Origin of the sequence: Streptomyces sp. NPDC020597 (assembly GCF_044335095.1) — a bacterium.
Taxonomy (GTDB): Bacteria; Actinomycetota; Actinomycetes; order Streptomycetales; family Streptomycetaceae; genus Streptomyces.
Genome location: NZ_JBIRUL010000041.1, coordinates 25,710 through 46,329, shown reverse-complemented (window position 1 = coordinate 46,329; position 20,620 = coordinate 25,710). Strand labels below are relative to the sequence as shown.

The following is a 20,620-nucleotide window of genomic DNA, read 5'->3' as shown; positions in this document are numbered from 1 at the left end:
TCACAGCCTCGTTCCAGGAACCCACGTCCCCTCTCGGGGCACGCCGGGAACCGGCCGGAACCGAGCGACCCGGAGCAGCGGCGACGACCGGGAGGAACACGGGGATGTGGACGACGGACGGGCAGCGCGGGCCGGAGATCTGGATCCGCGGTCCGGTGCCCGCACCGGATCCGGCGCCGCCGCTCCACCCCGCGGCCGCCACGCCCCCGTGTTTCTCCTGGGTCGCCGCGCACGGCGGGGCGGGCAGCACCACGCTCGCGGCGGTCTACGGCGGCCACGACTGCGGGCGCGGTTGGCCCGGCCCCGGCGACCCGCCGTCCGTCCTGCTGGTCGCTCGCACCCATGCGACGGGGCTGGAGTGCGCCCTCCGCGCACTGGAGGCGTTCCGGCGCGGAGACGCCCCGCAGGGACTCGACCTGACGGCGGTGGTCCTCGTGGCGGACGCGCCGGGACGGCTGCCGCGACCGCTCGCCGAGCGGGCCCGGACGATCGAATCGGTCATCGACGTGCACCGCGTGCCGTGGGTGGCCAACTGGCGGCTCGGCGACCTGACCGGCAACCCGCCGCGGGAGACCCAGCCGTTGTCCCGCCTCACCGGCGCGTTGGCCGGACGAACTCGCTGAGCGGACACGGGCCGGCCCCGCAGAGCGGGCACGGGCCGGGCGGGGCGGCGGGCCGGGCAGGGGCCGGGATGAGGGCGGCGGGCCGGGCAGGGGCCGGGATGAGGGCGGCGGGATGAGGGCGGCGGGAACCTGGGAGTGGCCCGCAGCCGTGGAGCTCGCCGAGGCCGTGCGGACGGGGCTGCTCCGGGCGACGGACGTCGCCGACGAGGCGCTCGACCGGATCGCCCGGGCCGACCGCTTCCTGTGCGCCTTCGCCGAGGTGTGGGAGGAACGGGCCCGTGCGGCCGCGCGTCGGGTCGACGCGCGGATCGCCGCGGGTGAGCGGCTTCCGCTGGCCGGGGTGCCGATCGGCGTGAAGGGGCGGTACGGGCTGCGTACGGCGGGCCCGCTGATCGCCGCCGGCTGTGTGCCGATGGGGGCGACCGCCGTGCCCGGCGCGGGGACGCCCTGGCAGACGTGGGGACTCGGCGCCCACGGCCGCACGGTCAATCCCTGGCGGGCCGACCGCACGCCCGGCGGCTCCTCGGCGGGCGCGGCGGCAGCGGTGGCCGCCGGCCTGGTCCCGCTCGCGACCGGCAGCGACGGCGCCGGGTCGATCCGCATCCCGGCCGCGTGGTGCGGGGTGACCGGCCTGAAGACCACCAACGCCCGCCGCCGGCCCGCGAAACGGGACGAGGGGGAGGACCGGGAGCAGCGGGAGGACCGGGAGCAAGAGAGGGACCGGGAGCAAGGGAGGGAGCGGGAGCAGAGACCGGGGCAGGGGCAGGGGCGTGGGCGGGATCCGGAGCCGGCGGGGCGGGAGCGTACGGAAGGACGGGCCGGGGACCCTACAGGGCTGGCGGCACCCGGTGTGATCGTCCGGCACGCGGTGGACGCCGCGGCGTACTGGCGGATCGCTGCCGGGGAAGCTGCTTCCGAAATGCCCGAAAGAGCGAATCCCGAACCGCCCGTCGCCGTCTTCTCCCCCGATCTGGGATTCGCCGGCCCCGACCCCGAGCCGGTCGCCCTCGCCCGGGCCGCCGCCCAGCGTCTCGGCGCGCGCGGAGCCGTCCGGCTGTCGCCCTCCGTGGCCCCGCCGCGTCTGGAGGACCCCGCTCCGGCCTGGCTGGCGCTGCGCGCGTCCGGCGCGGACCGCGACCCCGCCGAACGCGTCCGCGCGGCGAACGACCGGCTGCTGGCCGCGTTCTTCTCCCGGGCGGATCTGCTGCTGACGCCCACCACCCCGAACCCCGCGCACGGTCACGAGGGCCCGGGCGACCGGTATTCGACGGCGCTCACCTGGGCGTTCAACCTGAGCGGTCACCCGGCGATCAGTCTCCCCGCGGGGATCGGCACGGACGGCTGTCCGCTGGGGCTCCAGGTGATCGCGGCCCACGGCGCCGAAGCGGCGCTGCTGGCCGTCGCCCGGGCCGCCGAGAGCTGACACCCCCGCGGCACTCCCTCCCAATATACTTGCGTACACATTTAATGCAGGCGCATACTGTTGTCGGTGCCGAACCCGCACCGTGCACCTTTCACCACGTACCGATCACTGGGGGATCAGTCATGACGCGACGCACCGTCCTTTTCGTGCTGGGCAGCAGCCGCCCGGACGGCAACACCGAGTCCCTGGCCCGCGCGGCGGCGGAGCAGCTGCCGTCCGATGTGGAGCAGACATGGATCAGCCTCGTGGAGCATCCCCTGCCCGACTTCGCCGACCAGCGTCATGACGTCGACCACGTCCGACCGACCGAGGGCAGCGCCGCCCTGCTGCTCGACGCCACGCTGGCCGCGACGGACATCGTGATCGCGTCCCCGTTGTACTGGTACTCGGTCTCCGCGCAGACCAAGCGCTACCTCGACCACTGGTCGGGCTGGCTGCGCACCCCCGGCCTCGACTTCAAGGCGACACTGGCGGGGCGCACCCTGTGGGGCGTCACCGTGCTGGCGGACGATCAGCCCTCGGTCGCCGACCCGCTCGTCGGCACGCTCCGCAACTCGGCCGCGTACCTGGGGATGCGCTTCGGCGGGGTGCTGCTCGGCAACGGCAGCAAGCCCGGCGACGTCCTGAACGACACGCAGGCGCTGGCACGGGCGAAGACGTTCTTCGCGCAGGACACCCCGCTCGCCCGCTTCCCGGACGCGACCCGCTGAAGGACCGCTGGAGGGGCGTGGGAACACCGCTTGCGGCGCGCCCGCTACGCCGTGACGTCCTTCGTCGTGAAGCGCGCCCAGGCCGCCGAGCCGAAGAACGCCGCGTACAGCGCCTGGAGGCCGAGGTTCTTCCGCAGGTCGTCCCAGTAGACCGGCTCGCGCATGAGGTCGGCGAAGGACAGCCAGTAGTGCGAGAAGAAGTACGGCTGCAGCGCGTCGAGCTGGGGGATCTGGTCGAGGATCTGGACGGTGATCAGCAGGCCGACGGTCGTCGCCATCGCCGCGATGCCGCTGCCGGTGAGCGTCGAGACGAACAGGCCGAGCGCCGCGACGCCGATCAGGGAGACCGCCACGACCAGGGCGATCAGCAGCGCCCGCAGCAGTCCGTCCCCGAAGCCGATCCGGGTGCCGGAGATCGTCGTCAGATCGCCTAGCGGGAAGAGCAGCGCGCCGACCGTCAGCGCCGAGAGCGCGACCACGAGGGTGGCGACGAGGCAGAAGGTCATGACGGTCGCGTACTTGGCGAGCAGGAGGCGGGAGCGGCCGGCCGGGGCGACCAGGAGGTAGCGCAGGGTGCCCGCGTTCGCCTCGCCGGCGATCGCGTCGCCCGCGATGACGCCGATCGCCATGGGCAGGAAGAACGGCAGGGTCACGGCCAGCGCCGTGAAGACCAGGAACAGGCCGTTGTTGGTGACCTGCGCGATGAACGCGGGCCCTTCGCCGCCTCCTCCCCCGCCGCCTGAGCCGCCGTCACCGGTCTCGAGCTTCACGGCGATCCCGACCAGGACCGGCACGGCCGCCAGCACGCCCAGCAGGGCCAGGGTGCGCCAGCGCCGGAAGGTCGTCAGCACTTCGCTGCGGAACAGTCCGAGAGTCCAGGTCCACGAACGCGGCCGGGACTGAAGCTGGGACGAGGACGAGGACGAGGACGGGTCCGGGGACGCGGGCGGGGCCGAGGACCGTGACGTGGTCCGGGACGGGGACGGCGATGGGGCTCGGGACAGGGACGGCGATGGGGCCCTGGACGGGGAGGGGGTCGGGGGCCGGGACGGGGACAGGGACGGGGGCCGGGGGGCTTCCGGCTGAGGGCCTGTCGGATTCGTTCCGGCGGTTCGGGGGCGGTGGCCGTCGTCCACCGGTTCCGTTTCAGCCCGCGACATCGAAGCCCTCCCCCGTGAGTGCCACGAACGCGTCCTCCAGGGAGGCCCGTTCGACGGCGAAGCCGCGGACGCGGACGCCCGCCGTCACCAACGCCGTGTTCAGGTCGGCCGGGTCGCGGTCCGGTGGCGGCGGCTCCGCGCTCACCCGGTCCTCGCCGGCGACGACGTCGGCCAGGCCCTGCTCCTTCAGCACCCGGGCCGCGTCCGCCGGGTCCGGGGTCGTCACGACCAGCCGGCCGCGGGTCCCCGCCGCGAGATCCGCCACCGGGCCCTGCACGATCAACCGGCCCTGAGCCATCACCGCCGCATGGGTGCACACCTGCTCGATCTCGTCGAGCAGGTGCGAGGAGAGGAAGACGGTCGTGCCCTCCGACGCCAACTCCCGGATCAGCGAACGGATCTCCCGCATGCCCTGCGGATCCAGCCCGTTCGTCGGCTCGTCGAGGACGAGCAGCCGGCGGGGCTGCAGCAGGGCCGCCGCGAGCCCCAGACGCTGCTTCATGCCGAGGGAGTACGCCTTCGCCTTCTTGCCCGCGGCGGCCGTCAGCCCCACCCGGTCCAGCGTCGCCCCGACCCGCGCACGCCGGGTGCGCGGGTCCGCCGTCGGATCGGCCGCGTCGTACCGCAGCAGGTTGTCCCGGCCGGAGAGGAAGCCGTAGAGGGCAGGCCCCTCGATGAGGGCCCCGACGTGCGGCAGCACGGCCCGGACGGCCCGCGGCATGGGTTGCCCCAGGACGCGGGCCGTGCCGGACGTGGGCTCGATGAGCCCCATCAACATGCGGATGGTGGTCGTCTTGCCCGAGCCGTTGGGCCCGAGGAAGCCGAAGACGCTGCCCGCCGGGACGGTGAGATCGAGACCGTCCACGGCGAGCTGTCCGCCGCGGTAGCGCTTGGTGAGGGCGCGGGTGCGGATGACGGCTTCGTCGGCGTCGCCCTCGGCGGCGGCGTCATCGTCGTCCCGGATGGCTGCGTCGACGTGGGCCACTGCGTCGACGTCGTCCATGGACTCCCTCACCGGCTTCCTCCCCGCGGCGCCCTCGACCCGAGGGCGCCGACCGCGCTGTTCCCGCACCCTGTCAGTGCGTGCTCCGCTGCGCCTGCGCCGCTGCCGGCGACGCCTGCCCCGCTGCGTCTGCGCCGCTCACTTGCCTGCGTCGGCTGCCTTCACCAGGGCGTCCTTGGTGACCGCACCGACGTAGACCTTGCCGTCGTCCGTCATCAGGGCGTTGATCAGACGCGTGGAGAAGACGGTCCCGGAGCCGAACTTGCCGCTCACCTTGTCGCCGAGGGAGCCGAGGAACCCGCCGAGGTCGCCGCCGGCCTCGCCGCCCGAGGGCGCGCCCTCACCGCCGGCGCCGAAGACGGCGACCGAGGTCCAGCCCTCGCCGATGACGTCGAGGCCCTCGGGACCGCCCTGACCGCCGAAGGCCTCGGCGAAGCCGTCGGAGTCGCCGCGCCCGGGGGCCGGCATGGCTCCCTCGTGAGTCTTGCCGCCCTTGCGGTCCTTGCCGCCCTCGTCGCCTTCGGTGACCTTCGCGCCCTTGGGAGCGGTGAAGTCGAAGGTGGAGGCGGCGGGCTTGGCGAAGGTGACCTGGGTGAAGCCGGCATCGACGACGGCGGCGCCGCCGCTCGCCGGGGTCAGCGTGAACTTCAGCGGCAGGCCCGTCTTCGCGTCCACCGCGACGCTGATCGCGCCCACCGTGGACCCGGACTGCTTCGGCTTCACGAGCAGCTTGTAGGCGTCGCGGCCGGCGACCTGGACCGTGCCGTCCACGGTGACCGACGTCGTGCCGTCGACGGCCTTCAGGGCGTCCTCGGTGAGGTCCTTCGGCGTCGCGGGAACGGGGGGCTCCGCCTTCTTCCCCGCGCTCTCCTCGACGGTGGAGTGGTAGACCTCGTTGGATGCGCTGTCGTACCCCCACACGTTCTTGCCGTTGTGGATGACGCTGTATTCGGCGGCGTGCTCCAGCAGCGAGAGCTTCTGCCGGTCCGGCCCGTCGGCGGCGACGCGCAACGTGTGCGTCCCGGAGGCGAGTTCGGTGAGCTTGGCGGACGGATCGGCGGCCGAGCCGTCGTCGCCCTTGGCCGCCCCCGAGAGGAGGCCGCTCTCCAGACCGCCGAGGTCGGGCAGCCCGAGGTCCGTGGTGATCTTCACCGTTCCGGACAGCTGCTGCACGTCCGAGGCGGCGATCTTGTCGAGGAGCTGCTGTGCGGTGATCTTCGGCAGGTCGGGGTCGCCGGAGTCGGCGAGCGCCGGGACCAGCCCGATCGTCGCGGCCGCGACACCGATCACGGTGACCGGAACGACGTAACGCACGGCCTTGCGCCGTCCGACGCGCAGGTCGTCGGCCTCCCCGCCGATGGCGTCCCCGCCGGTCATGGTGTCGTCGGATGCCTTCGGTGCCATGTGTCCCTTACCTCCGTCGTCGGCGGCGGCTGGTCATCACGCTGAACGTCCCACCCCGAGCCGCCATTCTCACCCGAATCGGTGAGGAGTGGTGTTTTCCGTGGTTCCCATCTGACCAAATCGACTCCTCGGAAGCGTCAACCCGAGGGCTCAACTCCGCATACACCTGCGGTATGACACGGGAGCGTCAGGACGGCTGCGGACCCGTAGGGGTCGCGACGGCTCGACGCGGATGCGAACGCAGAAGCAGTGGCAGAGACGGCAGCAGAGACAGAGACAGAGACAGAGACAGAGACAGAGACCGCGGCAGAGACAGCGGCAGACAGGATTGCGGCGGCTGCTACGGATGCGGATACGGAGGCGGAGGCGGCCGGCGATGCGCGTCGGGCGGCGCGGCCGACGACGAGGGTCGCCGGCCGCACGGCTCGGTGGCTCGACGGCCGACGGCCGCGGGCTCGACAGCCGCACGGCTCGCGGGCTCGACAGCCGGCCGGACATCGGCGGTCGGGAGCCGAGGGGCGGGGGGGGGCGGGAGCCGGGAGCCGGGGGGCGGGACGTGCGGGGAGGGTTCAGCCCGCCCGGTGGACCACCGCGTCACAGAGTTCCATCAGCGCCGCTTTCGCGTCGCACTCGCGCAGCGGCGCCAGCGCGGCCCGCGCGTCGTTCGCGTACCGCACGGTGTCCCGGCGGGCCTGCTCCAGCGCCGGGTGGGCCCGGAGCGCCTCGATGGCCTCGGCGAGCCGGGCGTCGTCGCTCAGGTCGGAGTCCAGCAGCTCGCACAGTGCGATGTCCTCGGGCAGGGACAGTCGCGCGGCCCGTTCCCGCAGCCGCAGCACGGGCAGGGTGGGCACGCCCTCGCGGAGATCGGTGCCGGGCGTCTTGCCGGACTCGTGCGAGTCGGACGCGATGTCCAGCACGTCGTCCGCCAGCTGGAAGGCGACGCCGAGCCGCTCGCCGTACTGCGTCAGCACGTCGACGACCGTGTCGTCGGCGCCCGACATCATGGCGCCGAACCGGCAGGCGACCGCGACCAGCGAACCGGTCTTGCCGCCGAGCACGTCGAGGTAGTGCTCGACCGGGTCCCGCCCGTCGGTGGGCCCCGCCGTCTCCAGGATCTGGCCGGTGACCAGCCGCTCGAACGCCTCCGCCTGCACCCGCACCGCCTCCGGACCGAGATCGGCCAGGATGTGCGAGGCACGCGCGAAGAGGAAGTCACCGGTGAGGACGGCCACCGAGTTTCCCCAGCGGGCGTTAGCGCTGGGGACCCCGCGCCGTACGGCGGCCTCGTCCATCACGTCGTCGTGGTACAGCGTGGCCAGGTGCGTCAGCTCCACCACCACGGCCGACGGCACGATGCCCGGCGCGTGCCTGTCACCGAACTGCGCCGCGAGCATCACGAGCAGCGGGCGGAACCGCTTCCCGCCCGCCCGCACCAGGTGCTGGGCGGCCTCCGTGATGAACGGAACCTCACTCTTGGTGGCCTCGAGCAAGCCTTCCTCGACAGCCGCCAATCCGGCCTGGACATCGGCTTCCAGAGCCTGGTCCCGCACGCTCAGCCCGAACGGCCCGACGACGGTCACGAGGGGTCTCCTGTCTGCTGGTGTCTACTGGCGATTACGCGGTTTGTCGATAGGTCGCTGCCATCACTCGAGTCAGCGTATCCGGTCACGTTTCGATCACCGATAGCCCCCACGTCCCCCGGGGGCGAATGCACTCGCCCGCGAGGTGCACGCATCGGGCCAGACCGTATCTGATCACGTCCGCGATGTTTCTGATCAGCCCATACGAAGAGATATTCATCGGGTTGCCGCGAAGTGCCGAATCATGTTCCCGCCGAGGCCGGCACCCGGCCGGGTGTGCCGTGGCGACATGACCATGCCGCCACACATACAGAGAGTGACCCCGGCGCAACGCGATCGCGGAACGCAACCGCGCGACGCGACCGCCGGCACGGCCCCCCGGCGTGACACGGGCCGCGACCGGGGACGCCTCAGGCGGTCGGTAGCGCCACGAGGGGCGCGACCGGGGGTGCGGCAGAGGCCGCCCACCTCTCCCATGCGCCATAACAAGCCAGTTGAGGCTAATGCCCGATTAGCGAACCTTGTGATCCAGCGTGACATGGCTCACTGGCTTCCGCGCGGCGACCGGCGTCCGCCACCCCTCGATCCACCGCACCCGGCAGGCGAGTTGATGCTTTGCACCCACAAAGGATCAAGTGCCCCATACGGCACAGACCAAGGTCAATAGGGGTCATCTGTGAATCCGGCACTTGTTTCGGACATGTGCTCTCGCATACGTTCCCGGCCTGTCGGGCGGACGCCTAATCCTGCCGCCGCCCGTAACACCCACCGAGAAACGCATGGCAGGAGCGGGGGAACCAGGTAGGCCGCCGCAGCGCATTGCTCTGACGTTCTGGACATCCAGACCTTTACGGGCAATCCGCTACGGCTCGGGGTGAAGTCGCGACCGTCAGGACGCGACCGGGCAGCTCCCGCCCGAACCCGACAGCTCACCTCGCAGGCGACGGAGAGGAAAGCTCGTCATGTCCGCTGCCGCTCAGCGTTCCAACCGCACGTCCCGCCTGGTCCGCAAGCTCGCCGTCGCCGGCACCGGAGTCGCCGTACTGGCGCTCCCGCTCATCGGCGCGACCACCGCCTCCGCGGCCACCACCCCGACCGTCGCCACCGCGACCAGCCTCGGCTACTCCGACAACCTCGACGGCTGGATCCGAGCCTCCCTGCAGGTCATGTCGCAGCACGGCATCCCGGGGTCGTACAACGGCATCTACCGCAACGTCATCCGCGAGTCGTCGGGCAACCCCTACGCCATCAACCTCTGGGACTCCAACGCCGCCGCGGGCATCCCGTCCAAGGGCCTGCTGCAGGTCATCGACCCGACCTTCCGCGCCTACCACGTCGAGGGCACCTCCTGGAACTCCTACGACCCGGTGGCGAACATCACCGCCGCCTGCAACTACGCGGCCGCGCGCTACGGCTCGATCGACAACGTCTTCGGCGCCTACTGACGATCCGGCGGGGTCGACCGGCGGGTCGGGCTCACGGAAACAGTCTTTCGAGGACGACGGCCACGCCGTCGTCCTCGTTCGACGTCGTCACCTCGTCGGCCACCGCCTTGAGTTCGGGATGGGCGTTGGCCATGGCCACGCCGCGCGCCGCCCAGTCGAACATCGGGATGTCGTTGGGCATGTCCCCGAAGGCCACGGTGTCCTCGGGCCGCAGCCCGAGGTGTTCCGCGGCCAGCGCGAGCCCCGTCGCCTTGGTGATCCCGCAGGGCTGCAGCTCGACCGTGCCGGGACCCGACATGGTGACCGTGGCGAGGGAACCCACCACCGAGCGGGCTGTCGCCGCCAACTCGTCGTCGGACAGGGCGGGATGGCGCAACAGCACCTTGCTGATCGGCTCGCACCACAGGTCGTCGCGCCGGCCGACGCGCAGCGCCGGCAGCGTCGGGTGGGGCATCCGGTAGCCCGGCTCGATGAGCGTCAGCCCGTCGACCCCGTCCTGGTCGACCGCCGCGTAGAGCTGCCCGACCTCCGCCTCGATCTTGCCGAGCGCGGTCTCCGCCAATTCCCGGTCCAGGGTCACCGACCACAGCAGCCGGTCCGCACCGGCGTCGTACAGCTGCGCACCCTGTCCGCACACCGCGAGCCCTCTGCTGTGCAGGCGCTCGAGCAGCGGCCGCACCCGGGGCGCGGGCCGTCCCGTCACCACCAGGTGGCGTGCGCCGGCGGCGGCCACCCGCGCGAGTGCGTCGAGCGACCGGTCGGAGAAGGTGTCGTCGCCGCGGAGCAGCGTTCCGTCCAGGTCGGTGGCGATCAGGGAGTACGCGGTGCGCGCGGCATATGCGGTGGGTGCGGCCATGATCAGAGAATACGGATCCCGTACCCCCCGGGTTCGACGTGAGGCGAACCACGGCCAGGTCCTGCCCTGTTCTGCCAACTCTCCTTGCGGGACTGGCCTCGTGCCGTCCCGGGACTGGCTCAATGAAGCGGCTTTCTGACCCATCGCCGGCCGGCGGACGCTCGACGGCCTGCGCACCGGTCGGAGATCGGGCGCCGGATCCTGAACCGGCCGGGGCCAGGCGGCGCGCGCCGGGGCGGGCCGCGCCGGACGGACGGTGTTGCCGGCCGAAACGCCTCGCCGGCCCGTCCCCCATGTCGCTTTCGCCAGGTCAGCCGTAACGTGTGGCGCGGCTCGCCGCACCCGCGCGACATCCGCCCGGTGTCCGGTGACCACGACATGGCGAGCACCAGAGAGTGCAGGAAAGAGAGGCAGTACCCGATGCCCCCCTTCGACCTTCCCGAGGGCGACCCCTTCGGCCCGCACAACCTCCCGTACGGCGTGTTCTCCCTCTCGGGCTCCACCAGGCGGACCGTCGGCGTCCGGCTCGGCGAGCACGTGCTGGACGCGGGCGCGGCTGCCCGGGCGCTCGGCTCGCCCCACGCGGAGCTGCTGTCGGCGCCGACCCTGAACCCGCTGCTCGCGGCGGGTCGCGCCGTCTGGTCGCAGGTGCGGAGTGCGCTCACGGAGTGGGTCACCGACCCCGCTCACCGCCCCACCGTCGAACCGCTGCTGCATCCCCTGTCCGCGGTGTCCCTGCACCTCCCCTTCGAGGTCGCCGACTACGTCGACTTCTACTCCTCCGAACATCACGCCAGGAACGCCGGTGCGATCTTCCGCCCGGACGCCGGCGACACCCTCCTCGCCAACTGGAAGCACCTGCCGATCGGTTACCACGGCCGTGCCGGCACGGTCGTGGTCTCCGGAACGGACGTGGTGCGCCCCTCGGGCCAGCGCAAGGCGCCCTCCGACCCCGCCCCCGTCTTCGGCCCCTCCGTGCGGCTCGACATCGAGGCCGAGGTCGGCTTCGTGGTCGGCGTGCCGTCGAAGCAGGGCAGCCCGGTCGCACTGGCCGACTACCGCGAGCACGTCTTCGGGCTGTGCCTGCTCAACGACTGGTCCGCCCGTGACATCCAGGCCTGGGAGTACGTACCCCTCGGCCCCTTCCTCGGCAAGTCGTTCGCCACGTCGGTGTCGGCGTGGATCACCCCCCTGGACGCCCTGGACGAGGCTCGGACCACGCCTCCGGAGCGGACCCACCCCCTCCTTCCCTACCTGGACGACTCCGACGCCGAACCCGCCGGCTACGACCTGCGCATCTCTGTCGCGGTCAACGGTCACGTCGTCTCCGAGCCGCCCTTCTCCACCATGTACTGGACGGCCGCCCAGCAACTGGCCCACCTCACGGTCAACGGGGCGTCCCTGCGCACCGGCGACCTGTACGGCTCGGGCACGGTGAGCGGACCGGACCCGGACCAGCTCGGCTCCCTCCTGGAGCTGACCTGGAACGGCCGTGACCCGCTGGAACTGCCCGACGGCAAAAGGGCGTTCCTGGAGGACGGCGATGTGGTGACCCTCTCGGCGTGGGCTCCCGGCCCCGACGGAGTGCGGGTGGGTCTGGGCGAGGTGAGCGGCCGGGTGGTCGCCGGTTGAGGCGCGGCCCACGCTCCCGCCCCCGCGCCCGTTGACGGGCCGCGCAACGGCGGGCGGCGCCGTGCCCGGCGACGGGACGGCGGGCGGTGCGCCGGCCGGCCTCCGGGTCCACGCCCGGGCAGGGCGGCGGGGGCCGAATCCGGGCGTCGACTTGGGCTGACTCCCGGAGGAACCGCCGTCATACTGGCGTCGGGCGCGGTCCTCGTACCGGGCCCGCCGCCCGTGGCAGGCCGCACGTGTGCGCGACGACGGCACGCGCGTCGCGCCCGGGTGGCGCGCGCCCCCTTCCCGACCAGGATCCGGAGCCCCCGGCATGACCGTCTGCCTGCTCCTGCTGAGCATCGTCGGCCTGACCGCCGCGGTGCCGGCCCCCCGTGCGCTGACCCGCTCCGCCTGGCCCGAGCGGGAGCCGGTGGTGGGACTGTGGGTGTGGCAGTGCCTGGTCGCCACCGTCCTGCTGTGCTGCCTGACGGCCCTGGTGCTGGGCGCCGCAGCCGTCTTCCACACCGTCCGCTCGCGGGTCTTCGCGCCCGCCCCGGCGGGAGTCACCGAGGCGTACGACCTCTCCGCCGCCCCGCTGTGGGCGACGGCCCTGACCCTGCTGCTGGCCTGCGGGGCCGCGTGGACCACCGCCATGCTCGCCCGTGAACTCGTCGAGGCGCGCCGACGCCGTGACCGCGCGCGGGCCCACCTGCGCGAACGCGCCCCCGACCTGCCCGCGGGCCTGCCACCCGCCCGGGGCCCGCTGCTCGTGCTGGAGGACGAATACCCGGACGCCTGGTGGATGCCCGGCAGCCCTCCCCAGTTGATCGTGACCACCGGGGCCCTGCATCGCCTCACCTCCCACCAGCTGGACGCCGTCCTCACCCATGAGCGCGGCCATGCCCGCGCCCACCACGACTGGCTGCTGCACCTGTCCACCGCCCTCGCCACCGGCTTCCCCCGCATTCCGCTCTTCTCGCATTTCTGCGACCAGACGCACCGCCTGGTCGAACTCGCCGCCGACGACACGGCGTCACGCCGCTGCGGACACCTGACGACGGCGCTGGCCCTGATCGAGCTGAACCAGCACCGCGGCGTCCTGTCCTGCGCCTCCAGTCACCGTCTGCTGGGCGAGCGCGTCGACCGCCTCCTCGAGCCGCCCCCGCGCCTGCTGCGCCGACACCGCGCGCTGACGACGACCGTCGCCACGCTGGTCCCGCTGCTGCCGCTGCTGATCACTTTCGCCCCGGGGCTGACCGCGCTGTCCTGATGCGGCGGATCTCCCCCAAAACTGGCGGATCTACCTCGACGGACGAGCATTTACCCAGGTCAAAGCCGTGCCTGACGGTGCCGCAGATGGCGCAACATTCCGGCAACACTGCTTTTCCTAGTGGGTCGGTATGGTTCAAAACATGCCAGCCACCGACCGCATCCGAGACCACGCCGGCCAGGGCGCGACCACCGTCGCCGCCCACCGTGCGCGGCGTCGGCTGCGCGCGGACCAGGCACGTCAGCTCGCCGACCTTCTCCGTCGCCAACTGCTCACCGGCGATTTCCCGGCCGGCACGCTCCCCCACGAGGCGACCCTCGCCGCCGACTACCGCGCCTCCCGCAACACCGTCCGCGAGGCCCTCGACCTCCTGCGGGCCGAAGGCCTGGTGGAACGCCTGCCCGGCGTCGGGACGATCGTGGTGGCGCAGAAGTACCCCCATGGGCTGGACCGTCTGATGGGGCTCGCGGAGACCCTGCACGAACACGGCCACGTCACGAACGAGGTCCGCACGATGGGTCCCGTCGCCGCACCCGCGCCGGTGGCCGAACGCCTCCGCGTCCCGTCCGGCTCCGACGTCCTCTACATCGAACGCCTGCGCCGTCTGGGCGGCGTGCCCCTCTCCCTCGATCTCACCTACGTCCCGATCGACATCGGCGTCGATCTGCTGGGCGCCGATCTGGAGAACACCGATGTCTTCCGTCTTCTCGAGGCTCTCACCGGGCAGCGCCTCGGCCATGCCGAGATCACCCTGGAGGCGGTGAACGCGGACGCCCACTCAGCGGCCGTGCTGGAGGCGCCGCGCGGGGCGGCCGTCCTGATGCTCGAACGCCTCACCCATCTCGCCGACGGACGCCCGGTGGACCTCGAGTTCATCCGCTTCCGCGGCGACCGCATCTCGATGAGCGGCCAACTGCACCGCTCGCTGTGACCTTCCATCTCCCGCCGCCCTCCTCCAGCCGTTTCGCCCCCGCTTCCCCGCTCTCACCCCTTCATCGTTCGGCAGGGCCCCATCGGTTCGCTGCCGCGCGGAATTTCTCAGAATTCCTCGGGACTTTTTCGGAGACAGCCATGACCCTGGCGCCCCAGCGGGCCGACGTGCCCGTGACCATCGACGAGTCGAAGTGCATCGACGGCTGCACCCTCTGTGTGGACATGTGCCCGCTGGACTCCCTCGCCATCGACGAGAGCAACGGCAAGGCCTACATGCACGTCGACGAGTGCTGGTACTGCGGCCCCTGCGCGGCCCGCTGTCCCACCGGAGCCGTCACGGTCAACATGCCCTACCTGCTCCGGTGAAAGGCCCGCATCTCCCATGAAAACCCAAGCAGCCGCCGCGACCGCCGCCCTCCTGCTGTTCCCGCTCGCCGCGTGCGGCAGCGCCGAGGCCGGCAGCGGCTCCACGGTCACCGTCACCGTCGGCTACCAGTCCAAGACCATCAACACGGTCACCGCGGGCACCCTCCTGCGTTCCCTCGGCTACTTCGAGAAGGAACTGAACGCGCTCGGCGACGGCAAGACGTACAAGGTGGACTGGCAGGACTACGCCACCGGCGCTCCCATCACCGCGCAGATGACCGCCGGAAAGATCGACATCGGCTCGATGGGCGACTTCCCGCTCCTCATCAACGCGGCCCGCGGCAAGCAGCTGAACCAGCCCACGCACCTGGTGTCGATCACCGGATACAACCTCCGCGGCGGCCTCAACACCATCGTCACCGCGCCCGACTCCAAACTCGCCTCGCTCCAGGACCTGAAGGGCAAGAAGGTCTCCACCAGCGTGGGCTCCGCCGCGGACGGCACCCTCGTGCGCGCCCTGCAGCGGGCCGGCATCGACCCGGACAAGGGGATCGAGAAGCTCAACCAGCAGCCTGCGGTGGGCGCTTCGGCGCTCTCCGCGGGCAGCGCCGACGCCCTCTCGCAGTTCGTCGCCTGGCCCGGCCTGCTCGCCTACCAGGGCAAGGCCAAGGCCCTCTACGACGGCGCCCAGCTGAACCTGGCCACGTTCCACGGCGTCACCGTCCGCGAGAAGTTCGCCAAGGAACGACCCGGGGTGCTGGAGGCGTTCCTCAAGGCGCAGTCCGAGGCCACCGCCTATCTGAACGACCACCCCGTGGCCGCCGCCGAGAGCGTCGCCGAGGCCACCAAACTGCCCGCCGAGGTCGTCTACCTCTACAACGGCGCCCACGGCATCTCCACGTTCGACCCGGCCGTCAAGCCCCAGCTGGTCTCCGCCCTCGAAGAGGACGTGTCGATCCTCAAGGGGGCGAAGCTGACCGGCGACGTCGACGTGGACTCCTTCGTCGACGACAAGTACGTCAAGAAGGCGCTCGGCCCGTCGTACGCCCGGCAGCTCGCCGCCGCTCCCCCGCCCGCCGCGAGCGAGGTCTGGCCCAAGGGCGACGCCGCGAAGACCCTCGCCTTCAAGACGCCCGCCGAGCTGCTGACCTACGTCGCCGGGCACAAGGACGAGATCCGCGCCGCCTACGTCCCCGACGCCACCACCGGCACCCTGTGGTTCGCCGACAAGGCCGTATGGGTGGCCGACGGCACGACCCTCCTGCCCTTCGTCACCCCGGCCACCGCGCAGGCGTACGTCGCCGGGCACGGCGGCGCCCGCGTCGTCACCTATGCCGACGCCCTGGGGCGCGCGTCATGACCCGGTATGCGCTGCGAGTCGCCTCGGTGGCCGCCGCCCTCGGCGTCTGGCAACTGCTGACCAGCCTGAACGTCGACCTGTGGCTGCGGTTCTCGCAGTTCCCGACCGTCGCCGACGTGGCCCGGGCCTTCGAGGACCGCATGGCCGGCGACGACTACTGGACCGATCTCACCGACAGTCTCACCCGCATCCTCAGCGGCTTCCTGCTGGCAGCCGTCGTCGGCGTCGCCACGGGCGTGCTCGTGGCGCGCTCGCGGCTGGCCGAGGACCTGCTCGGACCGGTCCTCGAGGTCGTGCGGCCCATCCCCGCGATCGCCCTCGTGCCCGTCTCGATCCTCCTCTTCCCCTCCAATGAACAGGGCATCGTCTTCATCACCTTCACCGCCGCCTTCTTCCCCGTCATGGTCTCCACCCGCCACGCGGTCCGCGCGCTGAGTCCCGGCTGGGAGGAAGCGGTGCGCACGATGGGCGGCGGCCGGTGGCGGATCCTCGGCTCGGTCGTCCTTCCGGGAGCGCTGCCCGGCATCTTCGGCGGGCTCTCCGTCGGCATCGGCGTGTCGTGGATCTGCGTGATCTCCGCCGAGATGATCTCCGGACAGTACGGCGTCGGCTACCGCACCTGGCAGGACTACACGGTCGTCGACTACCCCGGCGTCTTCGTCGGCATGGTCACGATCGGCGTGCTCGGCTGGGCCACCTCCACAGCCGTGGAACTCCTCGGCCGCCGACTGACGCGCTGGCTGCCGCGCACGTCGTACGTCCCCGCGGGCAGGCCGCGTCCGCAGCGCCCCAGGGTGCCCGCGCCGGCGCCTGCCTCGTCCGCCTCCGCCGCGTCCCCCTCCGCCTCTTCCGGCGGCACCGCCCACGACGCCGTCCGCACCGGAGCCGGACCCGAACCCGAGGGGACGCGCCATGAGCACCTCGTCTGACACCCGCGAGACCACCGGCCCCGCGACCGGGACGGCCGCTGACGCCACGCCCACCTCCGACCCCGCCCCCTCCGCCGCGGAAACCGCCCGATCCGAAGCCGCCGGCACGGCGACGGACGGCGGGCGGACAGGCGGGACGCAGACGGACGGTACGGCAACGGGCTCACCCGCACGGGGCACCCGACTCACCCTCCGGGCTGCCGCTCTGGGTCGCCCCGACGCCACCGCCCTGGCCGACGTGGACCTGGACGTCCCCCCGGGCGAGATCCTCACCGTCGTCGGCCCTTCGGGCTGCGGCAAGTCGACGCTGCTGCGCACCTTCGCCGGGCTGCTGCCCGTGCTGGGCGGCGCCGTGGAGCAGGACGGCCTGCCGATCTGCGGACCCGCGGCGGACCGCGCGCTGGTCTTCCAGGAGGACGCCCTGCTGCCCTGGCGCACCCTGCAGGCCAACGTCGAACTGCCCCTCGCCATCCAGGGCCTTCGGCGCGCGGAACGCGGGAAGAAGGCCGCCGGATGGCTCCAGCGGGTCGGACTCGCCGACCGCGCACGGCAGTTGCCGCACCGCGTCTCCGGAGGACAGCGCCAGCGGGCGCAACTGGCCCGCGCCCTCGCCACCGGCCCGCGCGCCGTCCTCATGGACGAACCGTTCGGCGCCCTGGACGCCCAGACCCGCGCCGGCATGCAGGACCTGCTCGTGGAGGTACTGCAGGGGACCGGGGCGACCGTCGTCTTCGTCACACACGACGTGGACGAGGCCCTGTTCCTCGGCGACCGCGTGGCCCTGCTCGGCGCGGGCCGGCTCGTCGCCGTACGGGACGTGCCCCGACCCCGCGACCGCGCCGCCCACGACGACCCCGCGCGCGCGGCACTGCGACGCGACGTCCTGACCTCCCTGAGCACCTGAAAGGCACCCCGGTGGACACCCCCCTGCAGATCCCCGCGCTCACCGACGCCGAAGAACTGACCTGCGACGTCCTCGTCATCGGCGGCGGCACCGCCGGCACCATGGCGGCCCTGACCGCCGCCGAGCGGGGCGCGGACGTGCTGCTCCTGGAGAAGGCCCACGTCCGCCACTCGGGCGCGCTCGCGATGGGCATGGACGGCGTGAACAACGCCGTCATCCCCGGCCGCGCCGAGCCGGACGACTACGTCGCCGAGATCACCCGCGCCAACGACGGCATCGTCGACCAGTCCACCGTCCGCCAGACCGCCACCCGGGGCTTCGCCATGGTGCAGCGCCTGGAGTCGTACGGCGTGAAGTTCGAGAAGGACGAGCACGGCGACTACGCGGTCCGCCAGGTCCACCGCTCCGGCTCCTACGTACTGCCCATGCCGGAGGGCAAGGACGTCAAGAAGGTGCTGTACCGGCAGCTGCGGCGGCGCGAGATGCGGGAGCGGATCCGCATCGAGAACCGGGTGATGCCGGTGCGCGTGCTGACGTCCCCCGACGACGGGCGGGCCATCGGCGCGGTCGGCTTCAACACCCGCACGGGGCAGTTCGTCACCGTCCGCGCGGGCGGCGTCATCCTCGCCACCGGCGCGTGCGGCCGCCTCGGCCTGCCCGCCTCCGGCTACCTGTACGGCACGTACGAGAACCCCACCAACGCGGGCGACGGCTACGCGATGGCCTACCACGCGGGCGCCGAGCTGACCGGCATCGAGTGCTTCCAGATCAACCCGCTCATCAAGGACTACAACGGTCCCGCCTGCGCCTACGTCGCGAACCCCTTCGGCGGCTACCAGGTCAACCGGCACGGCGAGCGGTTCGTCGACTCCGACTACTGGTCGGGCCAGATGATGGCCGAGTTCGCCGCGGAGGTCGCCAGCGACCGCGGCCCCGTCTACCTGAAGCTCAGCCATCTGCCCGAGGAGTCGATCGCCTCCCTGGAGTCGATCCTGCACTCCACCGAGCGTCCTTCCCGAGGCACCTTCCACGCCGGCCGCGGCCACGACTACCGCACCCACGACATCGAGATGCACATCTCCGAGATCGGCCTGTGCGGCGGCCACTCCGCTTCGGGCGTCCGGGTGGACGAGCACGCCCGCACCACCGTCCCCCGGCTGTACGCGGCGGGCGACCTCGCCTGCGTCCCGCACAACTACATGATCGGCGCCTTCGTCTTCGGCGACCTGGCGGGTTCGGACGCCGCCCAGTACCGGGCGTACGAAGGCGAGCTGCCCGCCGACCAGCTGCGCCAGGCACACGAGTTGATCTACCGCCCGCTGCGCAACCCGCAGGGCCCGCCGCAGCCCCAGGTCGAGTACAAGCTGCGCCGATTCGTGAACGACTACGTCGCCCCGCCGAAGTCGGGCGCCCGGCTGTCGCTCGCCCTGGAGTCCTTCGAGCGGATGCGCGACGACATCGCCGAGATGGGCGCCCGTACCGCGCACGAGCTGATGCGCTGCGCCGAGGTCACCTTCATCCGCGACTGCGCGGAGATGGCCGCACGCGCCTCGCTGGCCCGCACGGAGTCCCGCTGGGGCCTCTACCACGACCGTCTCGACCATCCTCATCGTGACGACTCCTCCTGGTTCCATCACCTGGATCTGCACAAGTCCCCTTCCGGCGCCATGGAGTTCACGGCCCGGCCGGTGGCTCCGTATCTCGTTCCGATCGACGAGTTCACCCCCGTCGGCGGCCCGTCGCGGCACATCGGCGAGGTCCACGCCGAGAACGTGGCGACGGCCGGTTCACGGGACGTGGCCCCGGTCGCCGCGGGGGTCGACGCCTTCGCCGCGCAGACGGACGTCCCCGCGCCCGCCGGGTCCGAGCCCGCCCTCGATCACGCCTCCTCACTCCGGTCGTCGTCCCGTCTGCTCGAGCTCGTCGCCCTCGCCGAGGAGGAGCCCGAACTCGACGCCCTGCTGCCCTACTTGTCCGACCCGGCGCCCTCCGTGCGGCGCGAGGCCGTCGCCGTCCTCACCGAGACCCTGCCTTCGGGCACCGGGCCCGCGCTCGCCGAAGCGCTGCGCGACCCCGCTGCCGCGGTGCGCGCCGCGGCGGCGGGCTCGCTCCGGGAGCTCGTCGAGACCCTGCCCGCGGAGCCCGCCCTTCGGGTCGGTCTCGCCGCCGCGCTGGGCGAGCCCGACCCCGTCGTCCGTGCGGCGGCCCTGGACGTGCTGCGCGCCCTGCGCCTCGGGGACGCGGCCCTGTTCGCCGGCTCCCTCACCGACGCGGACATCGCCGTCCGGATCGAGGCCGTCCGTGCTCTGGTCTCCGTCGACGCCGCCGACGAACTGGCCCGTGCGGCGACCGCCGACCCCTCCCGCGAGGTCCGCGTCACGATCGCCAAGTCCCTCGCCACGGTGGCTGCCGGACGCCTCGGCGGCGACACGCCGACCGGACCCGGGACCGGCCACGGCGCAGGCCCGGTGTCCGTCAGCGGGACCGGCCTGGCACCGGTCGTGGACGGCGCCACCGGCTCAGGCACGGGCGCGGAAACGGGTGCCGACACAGGCGTGCTTCTCGCGCCGGACGCCGTGCACGCGGCGCTCGTCCGGCTGGTCGACGACCCCGACGCCCTGGTCCGTGCCGCCGCCTACGGGGCGCTGGGCACGACCGGCTGCCCGGCGCCGCTCGCCGCCCGAGCCGTGGAGGCCCTGACGGACCCGGCCTGGCAGGTCCGCGCCGGCGCCGCCACCGCGCTGTCGGTGACCCACCCCGACACGGCCGTGCCCGTCCTCGCCAAGGCCCTGGCGGACCCGAACGCGGACGTCCGCAAGGCCGCCGTCCTGGCCCTGACCCGCCTGCGCGCCTCGGAGGCCGCCCGCGCCGCCCTCGCCACCGCGACGACCGACTCGGACGCCGACGTCAGGGCCTACGCGGGCCGCGCCCTGTGAGGAACGTGCCCGGAACGGCGACCACGGGCCGGGCACTCCGAGGACCAGCGCGGTACGGGCGCGCCTCCGGCCCAGGTTCCTCCGACTCGCGTCCGCCTCCGGCT

General features: G+C 72.7%; 17 protein-coding genes and 1 riboswitch. Of the genes, 12 read left to right on the top strand and 5 right to left on the bottom strand.

Annotated features, from left to right (window positions below; genetic code table 11):
* Positions 1-104 precede the first annotated feature (104 nt).
* The 3 genes from ACH4ZA_RS37240 (at position 105) to ACH4ZA_RS37230 (ending at position 2,756) form a co-directional block, all read left to right on the top strand.
* The gene (locus ACH4ZA_RS37240) at positions 105-623 is read left to right on the top strand and encodes a DUF6668 family protein (protein WP_319279981.1); all 519 of its coding nucleotides are present in this window, start codon (positions 105-107) and stop codon (positions 621-623) included.
* Positions 624-735: 112 nt separating this feature from the next.
* A complete protein-coding gene (locus ACH4ZA_RS37235) occupies positions 736-2,046 on the top strand; it encodes an amidase family protein (protein ID WP_398433520.1) in 1,311 nt (436 codons plus the stop codon).
* A 122-nt stretch (positions 2,047-2,168) separates the two neighbouring features.
* The gene (locus tag ACH4ZA_RS37230) at positions 2,169-2,756 is read left to right on the top strand and encodes an NAD(P)H-dependent oxidoreductase (RefSeq protein WP_319279983.1); all 588 of its coding nucleotides are present in this window, start codon (positions 2,169-2,171) and stop codon (positions 2,754-2,756) included.
* Positions 2,757-2,800: 44 nt separating this feature from the next.
* Here the strand turns inward: ACH4ZA_RS37230 and ACH4ZA_RS37225 are convergent, their stop codons facing one another.
* The 4 genes from ACH4ZA_RS37225 to ACH4ZA_RS37210 form a co-directional block, all read right to left on the bottom strand.
* The gene (locus ACH4ZA_RS37225; protein WP_398433525.1) at positions 2,801-3,622 is read right to left on the bottom strand and encodes an ABC transporter permease; all 822 of its coding nucleotides are present in this window, start codon (positions 3,620-3,622) and stop codon (positions 2,801-2,803) included.
* A 280-nt stretch (positions 3,623-3,902) separates the two neighbouring features.
* Complete coding sequence (locus tag ACH4ZA_RS37220) at positions 3,903-4,919, bottom strand: ABC transporter ATP-binding protein (RefSeq protein ID WP_319279984.1); 1,017 nt, start codon at positions 4,917-4,919, stop codon at positions 3,903-3,905.
* Positions 4,920-5,057: 138 nt separating this feature from the next.
* Positions 5,058-6,323: an outer membrane lipoprotein carrier protein LolA gene (locus tag ACH4ZA_RS37215; RefSeq protein WP_398433519.1), complete on the bottom strand. Its 1,266-nt coding sequence runs from the start codon at positions 6,321-6,323 to the stop codon at positions 5,058-5,060.
* A gap of 569 nt (positions 6,324-6,892) precedes the next feature.
* On the bottom strand, positions 6,893-7,903 hold the full coding sequence (locus tag ACH4ZA_RS37210; RefSeq protein WP_319279986.1) for a polyprenyl synthetase family protein: 1,011 nt from the start codon (positions 7,901-7,903) through the stop codon (positions 6,893-6,895).
* A gap of 756 nt (positions 7,904-8,659) precedes the next feature.
* Positions 8,660-8,861, top strand: a riboswitch (cyclic di-AMP (ydaO/yuaA leader).
* Positions 8,862-8,865: 4 nt separating this feature from the next.
* Between ACH4ZA_RS37210 and ACH4ZA_RS37205 the strand changes: the two genes are divergently transcribed.
* Entirely contained in the window at positions 8,866-9,348 is a 483-nt protein-coding gene (locus tag ACH4ZA_RS37205) for a transglycosylase SLT domain-containing protein (protein ID WP_319279987.1), read from the top strand.
* A 31-nt stretch (positions 9,349-9,379) separates the two neighbouring features.
* On the opposite strand, the gene ACH4ZA_RS37200 is transcribed toward ACH4ZA_RS37205, so the two are convergent.
* Complete coding sequence (locus ACH4ZA_RS37200; protein WP_057584850.1) at positions 9,380-10,204, bottom strand: HAD family hydrolase; 825 nt, start codon at positions 10,202-10,204, stop codon at positions 9,380-9,382.
* Between the two features lie 420 nt (positions 10,205-10,624).
* On the opposite strand from ACH4ZA_RS37200, the gene fahA reads away from it, so the two are divergent.
* The 8 genes from fahA to ACH4ZA_RS37160 all read left to right on the top strand — a co-directional run bounded on the left by fahA (position 10,625) and on the right by ACH4ZA_RS37160 (position 20,516).
* Positions 10,625-11,836 (top strand): fumarylacetoacetase, encoded by a 1,212-nt coding sequence (fahA, locus tag ACH4ZA_RS37195; protein WP_398433518.1) that lies wholly within the window; start codon positions 10,625-10,627, stop codon positions 11,834-11,836.
* A gap of 313 nt (positions 11,837-12,149) precedes the next feature.
* On the top strand, positions 12,150-13,088 hold the full coding sequence (locus ACH4ZA_RS37190) for a M56 family metallopeptidase (protein WP_319279988.1): 939 nt from the start codon (positions 12,150-12,152) through the stop codon (positions 13,086-13,088).
* Between the two features lie 142 nt (positions 13,089-13,230).
* Positions 13,231-14,019: a GntR family transcriptional regulator gene (locus ACH4ZA_RS37185; RefSeq protein ID WP_319279989.1), complete on the top strand. Its 789-nt coding sequence runs from the start codon at positions 13,231-13,233 to the stop codon at positions 14,017-14,019.
* Between the two features lie 140 nt (positions 14,020-14,159).
* Positions 14,160-14,387, top strand: coding sequence for a ferredoxin family protein (locus ACH4ZA_RS37180; RefSeq protein ID WP_020130156.1), 228 nt, complete (start codon positions 14,160-14,162; stop codon positions 14,385-14,387).
* A gap of 16 nt (positions 14,388-14,403) precedes the next feature.
* Positions 14,404-15,747, top strand: coding sequence for an ABC transporter substrate-binding protein (locus ACH4ZA_RS37175; RefSeq protein ID WP_398433517.1), 1,344 nt, complete (start codon positions 14,404-14,406; stop codon positions 15,745-15,747).
* Entirely contained in the window at positions 15,744-16,676 is a 933-nt protein-coding gene (locus ACH4ZA_RS37170; RefSeq protein WP_319279991.1) for an ABC transporter permease, read from the top strand. Before ACH4ZA_RS37175 ends, ACH4ZA_RS37170 begins: the two co-directional genes overlap by 4 nt.
* Positions 16,660-17,580 carry an ATP-binding cassette domain-containing protein gene (locus ACH4ZA_RS37165; protein ID WP_319279992.1) on the top strand — a complete coding sequence of 307 codons (921 nt, stop codon included), beginning with the start codon at positions 16,660-16,662 and terminating at the stop codon, positions 17,578-17,580. Before ACH4ZA_RS37170 ends, ACH4ZA_RS37165 begins: the two co-directional genes overlap by 17 nt.
* Before the next feature lie 11 nt (positions 17,581-17,591).
* On the top strand, positions 17,592-20,516 hold the full coding sequence (locus tag ACH4ZA_RS37160; RefSeq protein WP_398433516.1) for a fumarate reductase/succinate dehydrogenase flavoprotein subunit: 2,925 nt from the start codon (positions 17,592-17,594) through the stop codon (positions 20,514-20,516).
* Positions 20,517-20,620: the final 104 nt, after the last annotated feature.

What these genes read in the sequence shown, in the direction of transcription:
- ACH4ZA_RS37175 (WP_398433517.1), top strand. Translation starts at nt 14,404, where the DNA reads ATGAAAACCCAAGCAGCCGCCGCGACCGCCGCCCTCCTGCTGTTCCCG.
- ACH4ZA_RS37235 (WP_398433520.1), top strand. Translation starts at nt 736, where the DNA reads ATGAGGGCGGCGGGAACCTGGGAGTGGCCCGCAGCCGTGGAGCTCGCC.
- ACH4ZA_RS37170 (WP_319279991.1), top strand. Translation starts at nt 15,744, where the DNA reads ATGACCCGGTATGCGCTGCGAGTCGCCTCGGTGGCCGCCGCCCTCGGC.
- ACH4ZA_RS37215 (WP_398433519.1), bottom strand. Translation starts at nt 6,323, where the DNA reads ATGGCACCGAAGGCATCCGACGACACCATGACCGGCGGGGACGCCATC.
- ACH4ZA_RS37240 (WP_319279981.1), top strand. Translation starts at nt 105, where the DNA reads ATGTGGACGACGGACGGGCAGCGCGGGCCGGAGATCTGGATCCGCGGT.
- ACH4ZA_RS37185 (WP_319279989.1), top strand. Translation starts at nt 13,231, where the DNA reads ATGCCAGCCACCGACCGCATCCGAGACCACGCCGGCCAGGGCGCGACC.
- fahA (WP_398433518.1), top strand. Translation starts at nt 10,625, where the DNA reads ATGCCCCCCTTCGACCTTCCCGAGGGCGACCCCTTCGGCCCGCACAAC.
- ACH4ZA_RS37200 (WP_057584850.1), bottom strand. Translation starts at nt 10,204, where the DNA reads ATGGCCGCACCCACCGCATATGCCGCGCGCACCGCGTACTCCCTGATC.
- ACH4ZA_RS37165 (WP_319279992.1), top strand. Translation starts at nt 16,660, where the DNA reads ATGAGCACCTCGTCTGACACCCGCGAGACCACCGGCCCCGCGACCGGG.
- ACH4ZA_RS37230 (WP_319279983.1), top strand. Translation starts at nt 2,169, where the DNA reads ATGACGCGACGCACCGTCCTTTTCGTGCTGGGCAGCAGCCGCCCGGAC.
- ACH4ZA_RS37180 (WP_020130156.1), top strand. Translation starts at nt 14,160, where the DNA reads ATGACCCTGGCGCCCCAGCGGGCCGACGTGCCCGTGACCATCGACGAG.
- ACH4ZA_RS37220 (WP_319279984.1), bottom strand. Translation starts at nt 4,919, where the DNA reads ATGGACGACGTCGACGCAGTGGCCCACGTCGACGCAGCCATCCGGGAC.
- ACH4ZA_RS37190 (WP_319279988.1), top strand. Translation starts at nt 12,150, where the DNA reads ATGACCGTCTGCCTGCTCCTGCTGAGCATCGTCGGCCTGACCGCCGCG.
- ACH4ZA_RS37205 (WP_319279987.1), top strand. Translation starts at nt 8,866, where the DNA reads ATGTCCGCTGCCGCTCAGCGTTCCAACCGCACGTCCCGCCTGGTCCGC.